Origin of the sequence: Roseateles depolymerans (assembly GCF_003387155.1) — a bacterium.
In the GTDB taxonomy this organism is placed as follows: Bacteria; Pseudomonadota; Gammaproteobacteria; order Burkholderiales; family Burkholderiaceae_C; genus Roseateles; species Roseateles depolymerans.
The window spans coordinates 74,881-91,133 of record NZ_QUMT01000003.1 but is presented as its reverse complement, the minus strand read 5'-3'; the positions used below and the strand labels follow the sequence as shown (position 1 = coordinate 91,133).

The 16,253-nt window shown below is 58.6% G+C and carries 14 protein-coding genes, 1 tRNA gene and 1 pseudogene; 7 read left to right on the top strand and 9 right to left on the bottom strand.

Translation table 11 applies throughout. From position 1 onward, the window contains the following. Nucleotides 1-113: 113 nt before the first annotated feature. Nucleotides 114-989: an NAD kinase gene (locus DES44_RS14190; protein WP_058934032.1), complete on the bottom strand. Its 876-nt coding sequence runs from the start codon at nucleotides 987-989 to the stop codon at nucleotides 114-116. Nucleotides 990-1,060: 71 nt separating this feature from the next. Between DES44_RS14190 and hrcA the strand changes: the two genes are divergently transcribed. The 4 genes from hrcA to DES44_RS24715 all read left to right on the top strand — a co-directional run bounded on the left by hrcA (nucleotide 1,061) and on the right by DES44_RS24715 (nucleotide 4,710). Beyond that, nucleotides 1,061-2,089: a heat-inducible transcriptional repressor HrcA gene (gene hrcA, locus DES44_RS14185; protein ID WP_058934033.1), complete on the top strand. Its 1,029-nt coding sequence runs from the start codon at nucleotides 1,061-1,063 to the stop codon at nucleotides 2,087-2,089. Nucleotides 2,090-2,218: 129 nt separating this feature from the next. Further along, a tRNA-Ile gene (locus tag DES44_RS14180) sits at nucleotides 2,219-2,295 on the top strand. Between the two features lie 97 nt (nucleotides 2,296-2,392). Beyond that, nucleotides 2,393-3,430, top strand: a complete 1,038-nt coding sequence (locus DES44_RS14175) for an IS630 family transposase (protein ID WP_058937225.1) — start codon at nucleotides 2,393-2,395, stop codon at nucleotides 3,428-3,430. Between the two features lie 281 nt (nucleotides 3,431-3,711). After that, entirely contained in the window at nucleotides 3,712-4,710 is a 999-nt protein-coding gene (locus tag DES44_RS24715; RefSeq protein ID WP_147307095.1) for a hypothetical protein, read from the top strand. A 122-nt stretch (nucleotides 4,711-4,832) separates the two neighbouring features. Here DES44_RS24715 and DES44_RS14170 read toward each other — a convergent pair whose 3' ends face one another. The 4 genes and pseudogenes from DES44_RS14170 to DES44_RS14155 form a co-directional block, all read right to left on the bottom strand. Continuing rightward, nucleotides 4,833-6,170 (bottom strand): hypothetical protein, encoded by a 1,338-nt coding sequence (locus DES44_RS14170; protein WP_058934034.1) that lies wholly within the window; start codon nucleotides 6,168-6,170, stop codon nucleotides 4,833-4,835. Further along, nucleotides 6,167-8,194, bottom strand: coding sequence for an ATP-binding protein (locus DES44_RS14165; RefSeq protein WP_058934035.1), 2,028 nt, complete (start codon nucleotides 8,192-8,194; stop codon nucleotides 6,167-6,169). Before DES44_RS14165 ends, DES44_RS14170 begins: the two co-directional genes overlap by 4 nt. Further along, nucleotides 8,191-9,297: a DNA-methyltransferase gene (locus DES44_RS14160; protein ID WP_083525369.1), complete on the bottom strand. Its 1,107-nt coding sequence runs from the start codon at nucleotides 9,295-9,297 to the stop codon at nucleotides 8,191-8,193. The genes DES44_RS14165 and DES44_RS14160 overlap by 4 nt, the downstream gene beginning before the upstream one ends. 505 nt (nucleotides 9,298-9,802) lie before the next feature. After that, nucleotides 9,803-10,148 (bottom strand): annotated as a pseudogene (locus DES44_RS14155) (transposase); the annotation flags it as partial. Here DES44_RS14155 and DES44_RS14150 point away from each other — a divergent pair. Both DES44_RS14150 and DES44_RS14145 read left to right on the top strand, forming a co-directional pair. Beyond that, a complete protein-coding gene (locus DES44_RS14150; protein ID WP_147307094.1) occupies nucleotides 10,147-10,377 on the top strand; it encodes a hypothetical protein in 231 nt (76 codons plus the stop codon). The pseudogene DES44_RS14155 and the gene DES44_RS14150 overlap by 2 nt on opposite strands. Nucleotides 10,378-10,435: 58 nt before the next feature. Beyond that, complete coding sequence (locus DES44_RS14145; protein ID WP_058934037.1) at nucleotides 10,436-11,038, top strand: hypothetical protein; 603 nt, start codon at nucleotides 10,436-10,438, stop codon at nucleotides 11,036-11,038. A gap of 110 nt (nucleotides 11,039-11,148) precedes the next feature. On the opposite strand, the gene DES44_RS14140 is transcribed toward DES44_RS14145, so the two are convergent. The 3 genes from DES44_RS14140 to DES44_RS14130 are packed head-to-tail and all read right to left on the bottom strand — an operon-like array spanning nucleotide 11,149 to nucleotide 12,431. After that, a complete protein-coding gene (locus DES44_RS14140; RefSeq protein ID WP_116001623.1) occupies nucleotides 11,149-11,616 on the bottom strand; it encodes a hypothetical protein in 468 nt (155 codons plus the stop codon). 20 nt (nucleotides 11,617-11,636) lie between these two features. Then, complete coding sequence (locus DES44_RS14135; RefSeq protein ID WP_147307093.1) at nucleotides 11,637-11,888, bottom strand: hypothetical protein; 252 nt, start codon at nucleotides 11,886-11,888, stop codon at nucleotides 11,637-11,639. Between the two features lie 33 nt (nucleotides 11,889-11,921). Beyond that, complete coding sequence (locus DES44_RS14130) at nucleotides 11,922-12,431, bottom strand: HD domain-containing protein (protein ID WP_058934040.1); 510 nt, start codon at nucleotides 12,429-12,431, stop codon at nucleotides 11,922-11,924. A 121-nt stretch (nucleotides 12,432-12,552) separates the two neighbouring features. On the opposite strand from DES44_RS14130, the gene DES44_RS14125 reads away from it, so the two are divergent. Beyond that, on the top strand, nucleotides 12,553-13,707 hold the full coding sequence (locus tag DES44_RS14125; RefSeq protein ID WP_116001621.1) for a PEP-CTERM sorting domain-containing protein: 1,155 nt from the start codon (nucleotides 12,553-12,555) through the stop codon (nucleotides 13,705-13,707). Between the two features lie 54 nt (nucleotides 13,708-13,761). Here DES44_RS14125 and DES44_RS14120 read toward each other — a convergent pair whose 3' ends face one another. Continuing rightward, a complete protein-coding gene (locus DES44_RS14120) occupies nucleotides 13,762-15,966 on the bottom strand; it encodes an autotransporter outer membrane beta-barrel domain-containing protein (protein ID WP_147307092.1) in 2,205 nt (734 codons plus the stop codon). Nucleotides 15,967-16,253: the final 287 nt, after the last annotated feature.

Sequence of the window (16,253 nt, the reverse complement as noted above, 5' to 3'; positions counted from 1 at the left end):
GTCTCTTCGTACTTTGACGGTACGGGGGAGGGGCGGTGTCGGCGACAAGACTCAGTGTCCGGGCGGCGTGCAGCGGTTGCGCTGGCTTGATACGGCCCGGTCACTGCCCCGGATCAGCTGCCGCCCTCATACCAGCGCAGCTTGCGCCGCAAGGTCGCGTAATAACTCCATCCGCGCGGATGCAGGAACTGGGCCCGGTGCTGGGAGCGCCGCACAGTGATGCAGTCCCCATGCAGCAGACTGGCCAGGCTCTGCATGTCGAAATTGACGCTGGCGTCCCGCCCGGCCACGATGGTCAGGCGCACCTCGCCTGCATCCGGCAGCACGATGGGCCGGTTGGACAGGGCATGGGACGCGATGGGCAGCACCACCCAGCCGGCGATGCCAGGATGCAGGATGGGCCCGCCCGCGGACAGCGCGTAGGCGGTGGAGCCGGTGGGCGTGCCCACGATCACGCCGTCGGCCCGCATGTTCGCCACGAACTCGTCGCCCACGTCCACCCGCAGCTCCACCATGGAGGCGGTGGCGCCGCGGCTGACCACCACGTCGTTCAGCGCCACGCCGGAGAAGATCTGTTCCCCGTCCCGCAGGACTGCGCCTTCCAGCATGGAGCGGTGTTCGCTTTCATAGTCGCCGGCGAAGATGGGGGCCAGCGATTCCTTGTACTGTTCGGCGGAGATGTCGGTGATGAACCCCAGCCGGCCCTGGTTGATGCCGACCAGCGGCATGCCGTAGCGGGCGACCTCGCGGGCAAAGCCCAGCATGGTGCCGTCGCCACCGACCACCACGGCCAGGTCGCACTGCTGGCCCATTTCCGCGTGGGAGAGGGCGGGGAAGGTGGAGATGCCGGTGGTGTCGGCTGTTTCCTGATCCAGGGAAACATCCAATCCCTGGCCGGCCACAAAATCGGCAATCTCCTCCAGGAGCGGACGGATGCCGCGAGCCTGAGGCTTGCCGACGATGGCCACATGACGGAAGCGCTTGGACATATTCGCAGAATTACACCACAGCACCACGGGCCCCACCGGGGGAAGGTCTGGGGATTCAATACAATCAAAACATGCTCGACGAGCGCGCCAAAACACTGCTGAAGACCCTGGTTGAACGCTACATCGCGGACGGACAGCCGGTGGGCTCGCGCACGCTTTCCAAGGCCTCGGGCCTGGAACTGAGCCCGGCGACCATCCGCAACGTGATGGCCGACCTGGAAGAACTGGGGCTGATCGCCAGCCCGCACACTAGTGCCGGACGCATCCCGACGGCCCGGGGCTACCGGCTGTTCGTGGACACGCTGCTGACGGCCAAGGCCAACACGGCGGCGGAAGTGCCGTCGCTGGAGTCCCAGCTGCTGCCGGACCAGCCGCAGCGGGTGATTGCCAATGCGGCGCAGCTGCTGTCGAGCCTGTCCAGCTTCGTGGGGGTGATCACGGCGCCGCGCAAGAGCAGCGTGTTCCACCACATCGAGTTCCTCCGGCTGGGGGAGCGGCGGGTGCTGGTGATCATGGTGTCCCCGGAAGGGGATGTGCAGAACCGGCTGGTGTTCACCGCGCAGGACCTGAACCAGTCGGAGCTGACCGAGGCCAGCAACCGGCTCAATGCCCACTATTCCGGGATGAGCCTGGACATGGTGCGGGACCGTCTGCGCACGGAAGTGGATGCGCTGCGCGGGGAGATCGCTTCCTTGATGAGCGCGGCGGTGGACGTGGGCACGCAGAGCTTCCAGCAGCATGAGCCGGTGATCATCTCCGGCGAGCGGAATCTGCTGACGGTGCAGGATTTCAGCCACGACATGGGCAGCCTGCGGCGGATGTTCGACCTGTTTGAGCAGAAGACGCAGCTGATGCGGCTGCTGGATGTGTCGAGCCGGGCGGAAGGGGTGCGCATCTACATCGGCGGGGAGAGCCAGGTGGTTCCGTATGAGGAACTGTCGGTGGTGTCGGCGCCGTATGAGGTGGATGGCGAGGTGGTGGGCACGCTGGGGGTGATCGGGCCGACGCGGATGGCGTATGACCGGATGATTCAGATCGTGGACATTACGTCGAGGATGGTGAGTAATGCGTTGTCGCAGAAGCAGGGTGGGGGTGGGTAGCGTGGGGGTGCTTGGCTGAGGGGCTTGCTGACCGGCGGTTGACGGAGACCTCTCGCCCCACACCGCGCAGGCCCGGGACGGGTCTTGCCTTGAGTAGAATCGCGGGCTTCCGCTGATCCAGTGTTCAGGGGGCCGTTAGCTCAGTTGGTTAGAGCAGAGGACTCATAATCCTTTGGTCACAGGTTCAAGTCCTGTACGGCCTACCAGTAAGTTTGAATGGCGGTGGCAGTCATTCACCGGCAATGCCCAACGTCTAGTCCACTGAAGCATTGAAATCGACTGTGTATGCTCATGTCGGAGGGTATGCACAGGAGGACAGACGAGCGCAGCGAACTGAAAGCTGTGATCCGCAAGCGTAGTGGCAGTGCAGCTCTGGCACGTCGCGCGCGTTGTGTACTACTTTGGGCCGATGGAGCGCGTCGTGTGGACATCCGGAACAAGCTGGGTTGCAACGACGGTTTTTTGACTCGCTGGACCAAGGCCTTCGAGCTTGGGGGCTTGGCGGGACTCGTTTCGCTGCATCCTGGCCGTGCTCCGGCTCGTCCAGTGGCCCAAATTGAGGCCCGGGTCCTGAACAAGACCTTGAAGCACAAGCCCAAGGATGGCTCCACGCACTGGAGCAGTCGCAAGCTGGCGGCCGAGCTGGGCGATTTCTCCTTCTCCGCCGTGCAACGCATCTGGCGCAAGCACGGCCTGCAGCCGCATCGGCTAGAGCGGCACCTCGTCTCCAACGCCCCTGACTTCGAGACCAAGGCCGCCGACGTGATCGGGCTGTACTTGAATCCGCCGGCGCACGCGCCTGTCTTCTGCGTGGACGAGAAAATAGCCATCCAGGCGCTTGACCGCAAAGACCGCATGCGCCCCTTGGCCCCCGGTCGTGCCGAGAGTCATAGCTCCGAATACAAGCGCAACGGCACGCTCAGCCTTTTTGTTGCGCTGAACGCTGCCACGGGCCAGGAGCTAGGGATGACCGCCCGACGCCCTACCAGCGAGCAGTTCGTCAGCTTCCTGGGCGATGTGCTCGCCAGCCAGCCCGAAGGTCGTGAAGTCCATGTCATCTGCGATAACGTCAGCAGCAACGAGACTGAGCTGGTTCAAGCCTTCCTGGTCCAGCACAGCAACGTCCGGATCCACTACACGCTCACCTACTCTTCGTGGCTCAACCAGGTCGAGAACTGGTTCTCCCGTATCCAACGCGATGTGATCAGCCGGGGCACCTTCACCTCCGTCAAGGACCTCGACAAGAAGCTCATGCGCTACATCCGCCAGTACAACAAGAACCCCAAACCGCTGAAATGGAAGTACGACAATCCTCAGCGCCGACACCACCAATTCTTCTGATTCATTGGATTAGGGCTGGATCCACAGCCACTCAGACGCTTTCTGTATCCCAAGTCGACTGTGCTCAATCGAGAACCGCTGCGGAGCACGTTTGCCGTGCACGTAGGGAATCGTCCGCTTTTCGCTACATGCCAATCACGCCTTAGCGTTGGTTCGTCTGCGGGTTGGCGCTAACGATTGATGGAGTTCAGTCGCCCTATACTGCCCTGGCCATTTGCGACCGGGCCACAGCCTTATCCTTTTGGTAATCTGCTAATTCGAACTCGTCGAAAGGGTGCCAGATGGCCAAGAGTTTCGTGGTCAATTCTGAGGAAAGGGCATGGCGTCTGCTCAAAAACTGGGTAGAAACAGACCAAATGCCCGAGGTGGAATTCGAAGGCTGGCCGAAGCTTCAAATCGCAGTTGAGGGTGATGAATACCATTCGTCACTCAATTCTAGCCAAATGGCTGCCTTAGTCGATTTCAAAAAGACGATTGGCCGAACCTATGCGATGATTTCGCATGGTGCTTACGATATGAGGCGACTGCATCAAGACGAAGAAGAGCAGCTTGATTTCAATACACAGGTGAAGCAAGGCTCCTCCTTGCTGGAAACGGACCTCTCACCCCTCGTGCAAGCGTTATCTTCAACGATTTCGACACACCCCGCAGCATCGCTCGCTGTGGGACTTATTTTGGGACTGGCGTTCGTTGCTCGACCTGTAATCCTAAAGCACTACGAGCATCGAGCTAAGCAGCTCGATGTAGACGAGCGAGCTCGCCTGCTCAACCTCGGCTTGTCTAGTAGAGAGAAAGAACAATTTGATTTGTATGAACAGTCTCTGAAGAAGGTAGCGAAGACCCACCCGCAAATCCATCAAGCACTACCTGATGCGCGTCATGCATTCTGGAAGTTTGCTTCGGCATCCGCAAATGCCGATCGGATGACCGTCGCAGGGATTGACCTTTCTGGAGACGATCTTGAAATCCTGTCTGAGCGCCGCAAGAGAAGAGTAGTCGGCGTCGAAGAAATTACAAAGGATTTCAAGGTTCTGGGAATCGATAAGGCGCAGGGTGCTTATCGTATTAAGCTTGAAACGGCTGCAATGGCTGTGACTGCGACCTTCAGAAGACCTCAAGTCACGGACGCTAAGGTGCGGCAACTCTTTCGGTGCATGGCTGATGGTCAAATTGTCTCCGCCACATTGGAGGTAAAAACGGCTGATAAAGCGCAGCTATCCGCAAGACTATTGAAGTTTAAGGTTAAACAGCCCGACCAGTCTGCTGATGAAGTTGCCTAAGAATGCCTTGCTGAGGAAGGTGCAGCTGTAAGCTCCGCCTTCTGACTGGTCAAGAAGGTGACAGAAACCCAGCTCATGGCATCCGCATCATGATCCGCCACATGCAAAATCCGAGTAACACATCACGCGACTGACGATTTCGCGAAGGCCTTAAGGATTTGCGAACTTGGATGTGCCGACAAGCTCACTAGCTTGTTGGCAAGAGCTACCGGCAAGAGGGCGTTCTCATACATGTCACAGTGGAGCTGCTCGATATGGGTAAGAACATCCATCAAATTGGGAATGTCCGATGGTTGAGGAGTCTTTAGCAGCTCCTTAACTGGCAGCGAAACGACGTACATTTGGCCCAGTCTCGACTTGAATATTACTTTGTGCCCATAGTATGAGGAGCTAGCGTAAGGGCGTCTAGCATCTTCCTCCCCAGGCGAGATGAACTTGTATATGTATGAGTCGTTGAGCACCAGCACGGACCCAGCAGTCATGTGCTCACGAATTAGCGTGGCATGTTCAACAAAGGCCCCGCTCTTCTCGAGCCCGGCAAGATAAAACGCATGGTTATCAAATAACCATTCCGAAAGTTCAAGCATCAGTGTATGTACGGTCGCAGTGACACCGAACCATCCGGTTGGCCTGTCCATAATGAACAAAACCTGCTTGAGGGCTGCCCTATCTTTTCTTAAAAGGTTCCGAATGATGTGCAAGAGGATCAGGTGCTCAACGATGCCTGCGACATAACCAGCTACGCCTGCCGCACCCACGTCTTCCTCAATTAACTCATGCAGTCGAAATACGTCTGTAAGGAAAATTGTTTTCGAGGTGATGGGGCATGCGAAGGTAAATTCCTTTGTCATGTTCCCCTCATTAAGCATTACCTTTCCTCCGCCATATGGATTGTTGCCCAACTCCCAGTTTGTGTGCCGAGATGACCTGGACGACTGATACCGGCGAAATACAAACCACGCCAAGGTGTCCATCAAGCTGCTGTCTTCCTCTAGCTGCTGCATGCAGAGAAATTCGTACAGCGTGCGACGGACCGACTCCTCCAACGAGGTGCAATCACTACGCCTTGCGCCTGAAGTTGCAAGAGCTAGCTTGAGCCGGGACATATTCTTTAGCCTTTGCATGTCCTCAGGTGAAACATGATCGAACCGCTCCAGGCGAAAAAGGTCTTCCGTTTTAAAGTGGAGCGCACCAAACTGAAAGAAGTGAATTGCTGCGGATGGGTAGCCGTCACGTATCGGAACGTGGGTATAGCCTCCATCAATAGCCACAACGTGCTCAATTTCAGATTGTGTTGGGACAAATGGAATCGTAAGGCTCCCAATCTGCCCCGCTTCTTGTCGCGGCGGGACATGCAGGGAGGTTAGCGCCCGTAAAACTTCAGGGTCATTAATAACGTGGTGATGAGAAGACTTGCTTGCCCTCTCAAATGGTTTGGGGCCTTTGGTTGAATAGCTCATACTTTGTCGGTGGTCGAGAATTTATCCACCTGTACGGGAACGACGAAGGCATTGGAGTATGTCTTTATTCGAACAAAACCCTTATCGGTATCTTGACTGAATCGAACAAGGCTGTCGCTAAAATCGCTAAAGTCGTAATATTTCCGAAGCTCGCGGATCTCGTCTTCATTGTTCAGGTGCGAGATAAACCAATTCTGCGTCGCCTTCAAAATGTTGCCGCTAATAGAACTTACCTCTTGCGTGGCATAAACCAAGCCAAGGTGTAGTTTCGCGCCCTCTTTGGCTAGGCGGTTATATACCTGGCTTAGATCTTTATCCTCCTTCTTGGGAAAGAGATTATGCGCCTCTTCAAAATAAAATTGGATGAAGTTGTTAGGCTGTGCAGACGTGAAACGCCTCATCGCATCACGGAAGATTTTCCAGGTGATGCGCTCCGAGTACATGCGCTGGAGAGCTTCATCTCCACTTGAGAGGTCAGCAATCACAATACGCCCGGCACGCAAAGAATCGAGAATGTCCTGTTCGAATGCACTATTGGTGGTCGGAGTGTGCTGTGTTGCAACCACTCGAAGGTTGCGATATCCATTGCAATCCGCCCGACCGCCAGACTCTCGGGCGCGGGTAAGCATAACTAAAAGTGCTACCAAATCGTCGTCCACCCATTCACGGCCATTTTTCTTTTTATATGCAGCTCCGAAGGCAGAATCCTTATATACCTCCCAAAACTTCTCCCACCAAGCGCATGCTTCCTCGAGACTGAGCGGTTTGGTTGGGTCCACTGCGGAATTTACCTCTTTACGGACATCTTCAGAGGCAGACCATTGCAAGGTGAAATTTGGTGGAGCGGCAAACTTTGCGCGGTGGAGAATGCAATGATAGACAGCCACTCGCCTGTCGTATCTGGTCTTTGCTGAAGGATTGCTCGCGTAGTCGTCCGGCTTTTCTAAGAAGACTGTTCTGAAGTTAACCATGAACTTCGCGTTGTCTTCGGCGACGCTCGGGTAAGACTTCATCAACTCCAGGCCCGACTCAACTTCACGGTAGAAATTGACCTTCATAACCCTAAAGCCGGGCTTCTCAACGATTGAGTAACGGTCCGTTTTGTTCTTGTAAATTTCAAAGATTGCCGTTCCTTCGTCCTGAAGGTTCTTATTCGCATACTCGCCATTCATGTCAAATATTATTTGACCGATGGGGTATTTTGGTGCGTCTCCATTGAACGGTTCGAGTGCCTCCTCGGCACTTTCCTTTGAAGATGCCAAGTCCATCTTCGCTAATGCGCTCATGGCCTCATTAGCTTGGATTACCTTCTTGATGCTATTTGACTTGCCGGTACGGGTCATTCCGAACAGAGCGGTTCGCTTCCCCGCGAAATCTTTCGCCTTCACATAAAGTGGAACGTCGGGGTTTGCTTTGGGAAATCGCCTGCTTGAGCTGTATCGTACTTTACCGATTCGGATGTCGCCATCCCCACCGGGTAGTCCCTTATCCCTGTAATTAACAATAGTGGTTAGTAATGTGTCGTTTGGCTTAATAACGGAATAGTTATGAGCGCTGTAGAAATTTTCAAGGTCGGCGCCGAACTGCAACTTACCATCCTCTGAGAGATAGAAGCATCCGAGAATTGAGCATCGAACCCCACTAAAGCCAAATTCATACCGGGAATACTGGTCTAGTTGACTTTGTTTATCAGAGCCGGTCCTGATTGTGTCTTTATAATATTCAACCATGGAACTGACAACATCTGGATCAGTCGGAAGTGCAGCCGGCTCAATTACTCGCAACAAAACCGCTTCATGCAGATGTTTTTTGTCGGGGTCGCAGTCGTAATACGCAAGTAGAAAGCAGCCCTGTGGAATTCCTTGGGCACGTTCCTTCCAGGAATCAGCAACAAGCACTGATGCGTCGGAATATGAGATCTTGAACGGGCGGCCGACAAATGCTCCGGTCGCCCAAGTCCACTTCCCTGCCAATTCTTCCCGCTTGAAAAAATCTACCTTTGTAATATTGTCGGTAATACTCATTTTTTCCCTCCCTTAAGCGTTGGGTCTTCAAACCTCAGCTTTGACTGTTCTACATATTGCTTCGATGCGTCAACTGCAATCCATTGCCGCCCCGCCATTGCAGCTGCGAATCCGGTTGTGTTACTTCCCCCAAATGGATCGAGGACTAAGTCGCCTTCATCTGTTAAAAACTCAATAAAGAATGAGGCCAAGCCCAACGGCATTCGCGCGGGGTGGGGTGTAATTCCCTTTTCCTTGCATGCCCTGTGGAAAAAATCTGCTGAGGCGCTATTAGATAAAGAAAACGCGTTTGGTAGGCGTGGTTCACGCCCCTCTTGCATTTGCTCGAGTTCAAACAAGTTATGCGAAATCGAGCCGCCACGGTCTTTCAGGAAGCTTCCAGTACTAATTCGATGCTCAGATGGACGGAGCCCGGCGTTGTATGAGCCCCGTTTTAACAGGGCTTTCATTGAAGGGCTATATGGCCGAAGCACCTTACTGTTATCTGCTTTTGGATAGTCCGATTTCGCAAGCCACCATACGTGCGTGAAGCTGTCTACAGTACGGAGAGGATTCACGGTTACCCATTGCGCTGGCGATGGAAGACGTGATGGGTTGTAGCAAACGAATTGCTGAATCAGGCGAAGGTTTGCCCCCTTCGCCTTGGTGAACGCCAGTAGCGCCTCCATAGACAACAAGCTTTGGACAGGTCGGTCCTTCTCCCAGCTGTTTCCAAGCTCGATGACGATGGATCCGTCATCCGCCAAGAGTTCCGAGAGCACGGGAGCGAGTGACTCAATCCAAGCGAGGTACTTAGCTCCCGTCAAGTTGCCGTAGCTCTTCTTCTCGTTTAGTGGGTACGGAGGGGAAGTGACGACTAGCTGAACCTTTCCCTTTAGGGCAGCGAACGAATCGCTACTGAGCAACTCGAGCGAGTCGCCAAAATAATAGGCTCCGCCACTAGCTTCGTACTGGGGTTTCGGCCTCTGCGGAAGAGCGACGTCCTTCTTCCCAACCGTCGAATGCGTCGGTTTGACCTTCTTAGCGCGTGCCTCGGCCGGCTCAGTACCGGGCGCAGAGCGCTCGGTCGTTTTGGCCGCGGCGGAATTAGCCGAGCGCTTCATACTTCCCGCTCGCTTTTCAGGGCCACCCCGGCCCATAAGAGGCTCTGCCTCCTCGACCGCCATGCCTTTCGACTTAGGCCTAGTGTCTGCCGCATCGCTAGCTCTTTTGGCGCTCCCTGGTCGCCGACTTTTTCCGGTCATCTCGTTTTCGCTTGTAGTGGTCCGCCTCAACTCGACGGCTTTGCCCTTCTAAGGCGCAGTTGCTGAGGCTCTCGTGTACACGCGATTTATACATGGACGACCAGGATGCCGTCGACGACTAGATTGCGGTTGAACCAACTGAATCGCAATTTCTGCGCCATTGCGAGGTCGACGATTGCAGACGGTCTTTCACCGACCTGTATTGACCAGCAGGTGCGCCACCCTCCTGTACCCGACGGACGGGTTCGCCTCAATCATGGCTTTGATCGGGGCGACGAAGCGCGCCTGCAGCGTCGGCGCGGCCTTGACGGGGCGGTGGTACACGCTGCGCCGCGGCACGTGGAACCATCGGCACAGCAATACAGCGATGCTGGTTGACAAAGGCCTTCGAGACTTGATGCGGCGGTCGAGCTCCACCTGGGCGAAAAACGCGCTGGCCAGCTTCGAGATCTGGTTGGCCTTGCGCAGCCCCCGCACCTCGCGTTCAAGGTCCTTTACGCGCTGAGCCTTGCTGGTCGTCACGCCCTCACGTACGCCAGCTTCCACCTCAGCGCGCTTGCCCATTCGTTCAGCGTCTGCGGTACAAAGCCGTTCTTGGGTGCGATGGACTCGACGGCCCCCGCCAGAGACGGGTACTCCCCTCGGTGCTGCTGCATCATCCTCACCGCGCGCTCACGCACCTCGGGCGAGAACTTGTTCGATTTGCTAATGGCTCAATCCTCTCAGAGTGTTGAGCCTCCTAGAAAGCCGGGGCGGTTCAGCCACCGTGAGCTGCGCGTTGGCGACCGCATCCTCGTTGAGGTGCTCGACGCCCCCACAGCGGATCCCGCTGAGTCAGGCCATGAGGCGAGGCAGCGCGAGCACGACGAGCGCGAATACTTCGAGCACTGCAAGAAGGCCTATCTGGACCTGAAAGCCAAGTACGAGACCTCCGATTGATCTCGCCCCCGCAACTCGCCGCGGACGGATACTCTGGCCAACACCTCCAGGAGCACCCATGGAACCAGTCGGCATCTACGCCTCAGTCAAGATCAGCAAGCAACGTCTCGACGAGTACTACCGAGACTGGGGTGACAAGTTAATCGACGATGTCCGCTGCATCCTCGGCAAGAAGCCGGGTTTGCAGCAGGAGAGCCATGGCGGCTTCGTAGATCCATCGACGGACTACTATCACAACCCGCTCAACAAGCTCGTCATCCGCTACGACGCCGCCACAGAAACCTTGTTCTACCTCTACCAACTTGAGGTGCGCGACCCGGAGACCATGGAAGGCTTTCCCTCCTTCGTTGCATTCACAAAGATCGCTGGATACCGGGACCGTGGCGGCGTGGACTACATTGCATTCTCGCCAAGCGCACCGAACTTCATGTACGACACGCTCTGGCGGGTCTATCAGTTCACAGCGGACGGGTTGAGCGAAATCGACGTCGATGCTTTTCCAGAGGACCGGCAACGCGAGATCGACGAGCTGTCCAAGCGCTACTACTGGGGGCCAATCAGCGACATGTTCGATAAGGCGGACCGTGGGGAAGACGTTTCATACTTCCAAAACTTCTTCCCCGATCATTGCCTCGACGCTCCATTGTTAGCACTGCTCTGAATCGCCAAGCCGGTCGAAGGATTGGGGACGTGACCGAAGAGTCGCGGACCGCTGAAGCTCACGCGCGGCTGGCTCACCGTGCGGCGTCCTATCGAAGGCCTGGCCCGGTTTCACCCGATAAGGTCTGCGATGCGACCACTCGGCAGCCTGACTTTCATTTGAGCGTCGGGATACTCCAGCAGGCCGTCCTTGATAAACGCCAGCGCTTTGTCGAACGCTTCGTCCAGCGACATGTCCTCTCCCTCCGCCAGAATGTCTTCGGCCTCGTCATACACGATGAGGTTGGAGAAGTGGCCAGACAGGCGTTCAAGGAATTCCAGCACCTGAAGGTGGACGGAAGGCCCGGCGAACTGGGTCTTGCAGAACTCGGAGAAGCGCCTGGTTCTGGTGAACCGAAGGTGGACGGGCTCGCAGTCCACATGAGGAAAGAACACAAGGCCTTCTTCTCTCATTGCGTCAGCTGGCGGGACTCGTGCCTCCCAACCGAATTCATGTGCAAGCTCGATGCCTTCTTTGAAAGCAGCAGCAATGCTGTCTTCCGACAAGGCTCGACCGGCGTAGTGAATGGTGATTCCCATCGCGTTCCCTATAAATCCTATCAACCAAGATCGTCCTGACCACCCGCCGCATCCAAGAACCGCTCCATTTCGCTGCCAGGTTCTGCGCCCTCGACCAGCCGCCAGATGCAAACGCCTGTCGCAGCAATCATCAGAACGATTGCGATGCCAAGGTCAAGTTCCGACGCTGGTGCCAATCGGACGCCACTCCAGGGGCGCAACGCGTTGACGCCGATCAGGTACGCCCCGGCGGCCACCGCGAGAATCACACCGACTGCCTTGACGATTTTCACGACGACGAATGGGCCAGATTTTCTGGAGCTGCGCTACTGGGCAGTGTGCCCTATAGCGACATCCAGTTCATTCCAAATTGCATCGCACAGACCTGGCCGGTAAGCCGCCTGCCGAAACATCGCATGCTCATTGCGGTAGACCGTTAACAGGCGCTCATTCCGATCCTGCACACACGCCCGCACATTGGCCAGCCGATCAGCGGCTTTCACGATCAGCGCCACTTCAAGCTGCCCTTGGACCTGGCCAAGCTTCGCGTAGGTCTTGTGCTTACGTTCGGCGCGATCAGCGCCTGGTTGATCGGTCAACAGCGCCACGCACTCCGCCACCAAGGTGCCGAACAGCTCGTCAATCTGCTGCTTTGTCGCCGCCGTGTCTTCCACCGTATCGTGCAGATACGCGGACACCACCGCCGTCTCGCCAAACGGCTCCGCGATGCTCGCCACCGCATCGAGGTGATGAACATACGGATGCTGTCCATACATCTGGTCTGCATGGGCCGCTACCGCGAAGGCGCGCGCCTGCGCTGCAAGGGGAGTTGTCATGATCTGCCTAGAATCGAACGTTGCGGGATCAGCAGGGTGGGTCAGGTCGCTTCGGCCTCTTCGCGAATCTTAAGGTGAAGGGGAGGGGCCCCCGCGTCCAAGCGGGCCAAGGTGAGCAGGCATGAAGACTTTGAATCTGGAACTGACGCGCTGGCAAGCTCAACGCATTCTTGAGGCGCTCACGGAGCTGGATCAAAAGTGGGCCCACATCTGCCAGACGTCCAACGATGAAGATGAGGTCGCTGATGACGGCAATGATCTGATCGAGCTTCGCATGACGCTGGAGCTGGTGAAGACGAAGGCGGTGGACTCTGACACTGCGCTGGCGTCGATTCCCCGACCGCAGGTAAAAAAGCGGCTGGCTCATGACGAGCCGCATCCTTATCCCCCGGAATCCCGGGGGATACACCGCCCAAAACTCCCCCTCCGCTCCGCGATACTCGCGACCGAGGGAGAGACCATGAACAAATCAATCGCCGCCGCCTTGCTGGCGCTCACGCTCGCCGTGCCCGCCGCAGCGCAAACCTACGAACTGACCTTCTCGGGCACCTTCACCAAGCTCTGGAAAGGCTATTCGTGTGATAGCTGCACCGACGGCTTCAGCGAGCCGATTCTTGACGTGTCGATTCCGTTCAGCGGGACATTGAACCTCACACTGGCCGCCCAGCCCACTGTGAGCGTGTTCGACCGTCCGGAACATGGCCCGTTCCCGGCCTCCCACAGCGTGAGGTCTTCGCTGGTCAATCAAAGCCCTAATATCTTGGCGGCTCCCCTTGATTTTGATAGCCGTCTGACAGTTGCCCATGGCACAGTCCCCGCGTCCGAGTATTACCAGAGTACGTCGGCCACTGATTTTCAAAAATACGAGCAGAGCACCACCACCGGCGAAGTGTTCAATGCAACCCGCTCATTGGTTCTTTTCCGAGACGATATCTGGCAAGGCTCCACGGGCATATCAAGGGTGAACTTCTTCGACCTGAGTTTGAACTTGGCGGCGGCGACGCCTGGCACCTTTGACGCACCGATGACATCGGGGTCCTTTATCCAGACCTTGCAAAGCCTGGTGGGTTGCGTGAGTTGCCTGTACGCGAGCAACCAGTCGGAGTACTACACGATCACGCACACGTACCAGGCGGAGGCCTCGGGCACTGCCACGCTGCTATCCATCCGTGAGCTCGCATCTCCGGTGCCAGAGCCTTCTTCCATGCTGCTGGCCGCATGCGGTGTGGCCGCAATGGCAGGGCTTGCCTGGCGGCGCCGGCGCCAGCAATCCTGAAACAGGGCAGAGCCCCGCTCTGTCCTGTCCCCGTGTCGCTACGCCGTCCGGGCGCTACCAGCGGAACGACACATTCACCATCCCCGACCAGCCGGACGTCGATCCGCTGATCTTCTGGTGACCCGCCTCCACGCTCACCGCCAGCGCCTTCCGGTTCCCCACCGCGACCGACCCACCCAGCACTCCTTCGTGCCCCGAGTGCTGTCCTGCCACGGCCTGGGTGGCGATCATGTCGCCGTCCTTGCTGGCCTGCACGGAAGGGTTTCTCCCGAACCCCTTCAATGCCGCCGCCCGGGCATACACCTGATGCGTCACCGCATCATCCGTGCCTGTATGACGCAGCGTCAGCCCCGCCTTGGCTTGTCCAAAAGTCGTCCGGCGCGTCTCGATCAACACGCCTGACGTGGTGACATTGCTGTCCTTGAGCATCACCGCGCCCACCACCGACGCCGAGGGCTCCAGGGTCAGCCCCCGCGACAGCTCAAACGGCCGCCCGCCTTCCACGCTGGCCGTTGCTGCGGTCATGCGGAACTTGCCGCTGCTGACGCTCTGCTCCAGGCTCGTGGCGTCGTAGACCGCGCGCACCGACCCGGCGCCGACGCTGGCCGCCACATACGCGCCGGCCCTCGTGCGTACGCTCACATGCCCGTTCACCGCCGTCAGATTCGCGATGCCGTTCCCACGCGCATACGCGTCCTCCACATGGCCCTGCGTCACGCTGACGCCGGCGCGCACGGTGCCGTTCTCCAACCGGCCCACCTGCCAGTCCCCGCCCACGTTCAGCGCGGTGACGTTCTGCCGGTATTGACGGCCATAACTCGTGTCCGTCCGGTCGTGGCTCGCCATTGGCGTTGCCCAGACATGTCGCACGGATTCGTCGGACCGGCTCGCCGAGTTCGACACATTGCCCGCGCTCCAGTTGGAGGTTCTGAGCACCAGATTGCGCATCGCGTCCAGCGCTTCGCCGGCGGTCAGCACCACCTCGGCGGGAGCGGCATTGGCCGCGCTGGTCGGCGAGCCCGACAACACGAGCGACGCGGGCGACAGCCCTTCAGAAGCGCCCACTTCGGCGGGCGGCTGTCCATCGGCGTCCATTGCGGCCCACTGGCTGGTCGCGGCGGGCCGAATCTCCTGCCCGTTGAGTCCCACTCGGCCAACGTCGCTCTGCAAGGTGCTGCGCGAGGGCGACACGGTCGCGACAGCCTCCGCCGTCTCACCGCTGTTGCTACGCTCCGCAGCAGCGGTAGACGTTTGAGCCGCCGCAGCAGCAGCAGGGCGTGCTGTCCCCATGCTTATCGCACCCGCTTTGGCGCCCGCCTGCGGCAGGACCGTGTTGGTGGCGCCATTGAGCTTGACACCGCCCGCGTTGGCCCACGGACCGGACGACGCGAACAGACTGTCGCTGCGCTGCAGCGTGAACACGCGCCGGCCTTCGGCATCGACGCTGGGCTTGAAGCCGTTGTCGACCAGTCCGCTGCGGTTGATGGTGCTCGTGTAGGCGGCCGCGGACGCGTAATGCACCGGTGCCGTGGTGGCGATCGCAGCGCAGACCGACAGAGAAATCGCCGACCGCCGAAGCTCACGCGCCCGCAGCGGACGCTGCCCCCGCACGGCGGCCGGACGGGCCGGCACATGGCGATTGCTGCGACCGGCTGAAGCCCGACGCAAGATGACGGAGGGCGTCTCGCGCGTCACCGGCGCGGAGCGCTTGGCCATGTCCCGCTGGAAGCGAGCCAGCAGCTCGGCGGGCGCGCGACCAAAGAAGACGGTGTCGTCGAGCACCTGCTCGAGCGGGCCGGACGAGACGCAACCCGGGCGTGTCATCGCCTTGAACCGGTCAGCGGGAATGGGCAGCGATCGATACAGCGTGTGCCCGCTGCGCGCGGACAGGCCGGTGATCGTCAACAGGCCGCCATTCAAGCGCCGGATGACCCAGCGCACGCGGCGCGTCAGGGATGCGCTCACCTGCTTGACGCCCGAGCGCAGCGGCACGTCCTGCTCGCCGCCTTCCAGCGCGCCGGTCAGGACCAGGCAGCGGGCCAGCGAGAACCGCAGCAGCACCCAGCCCTTGACCGGCTGGTCGCCATGGCCGCGGCCCGTGACCTCGACCACCAGCCGCGCCGCCAGCACCGCCTGCGCGCCAGCGGGGGCCAGCCGCGCACGATGCGTCGCGGGCGCGTCCGCCTTCTTGGTCGAACGCGTGCGGCCCACTCGTCGTGAGCGGGTCGCCGGGTCGGTGTGAGAAGGGTCGGAATTCATGGCGCCGCGAGCGGTCGGAAAAAAGAAAAAGGTGTCCGCGCGACGGATGTCGGATGGGGCTGGAGCCCCGACGGATTGGGACGCGATGATGCCTGAGCACGGGGCCTGGCGGGGGTTTCCAGGCCGATTCCATACAAAGGACACAGACTGTTTCGAGGGTGATTTCGGGGCGCTGAGGGACGCACCGAATCGAGGCGCAGCAAGCCGTCTTTGGCCGTGAAAAACGCACGATTGAAAGGGGCGGGGGCGTTGCGTGGCGGGGCGTCTTCGGGGTAGGCGGCAGCAAT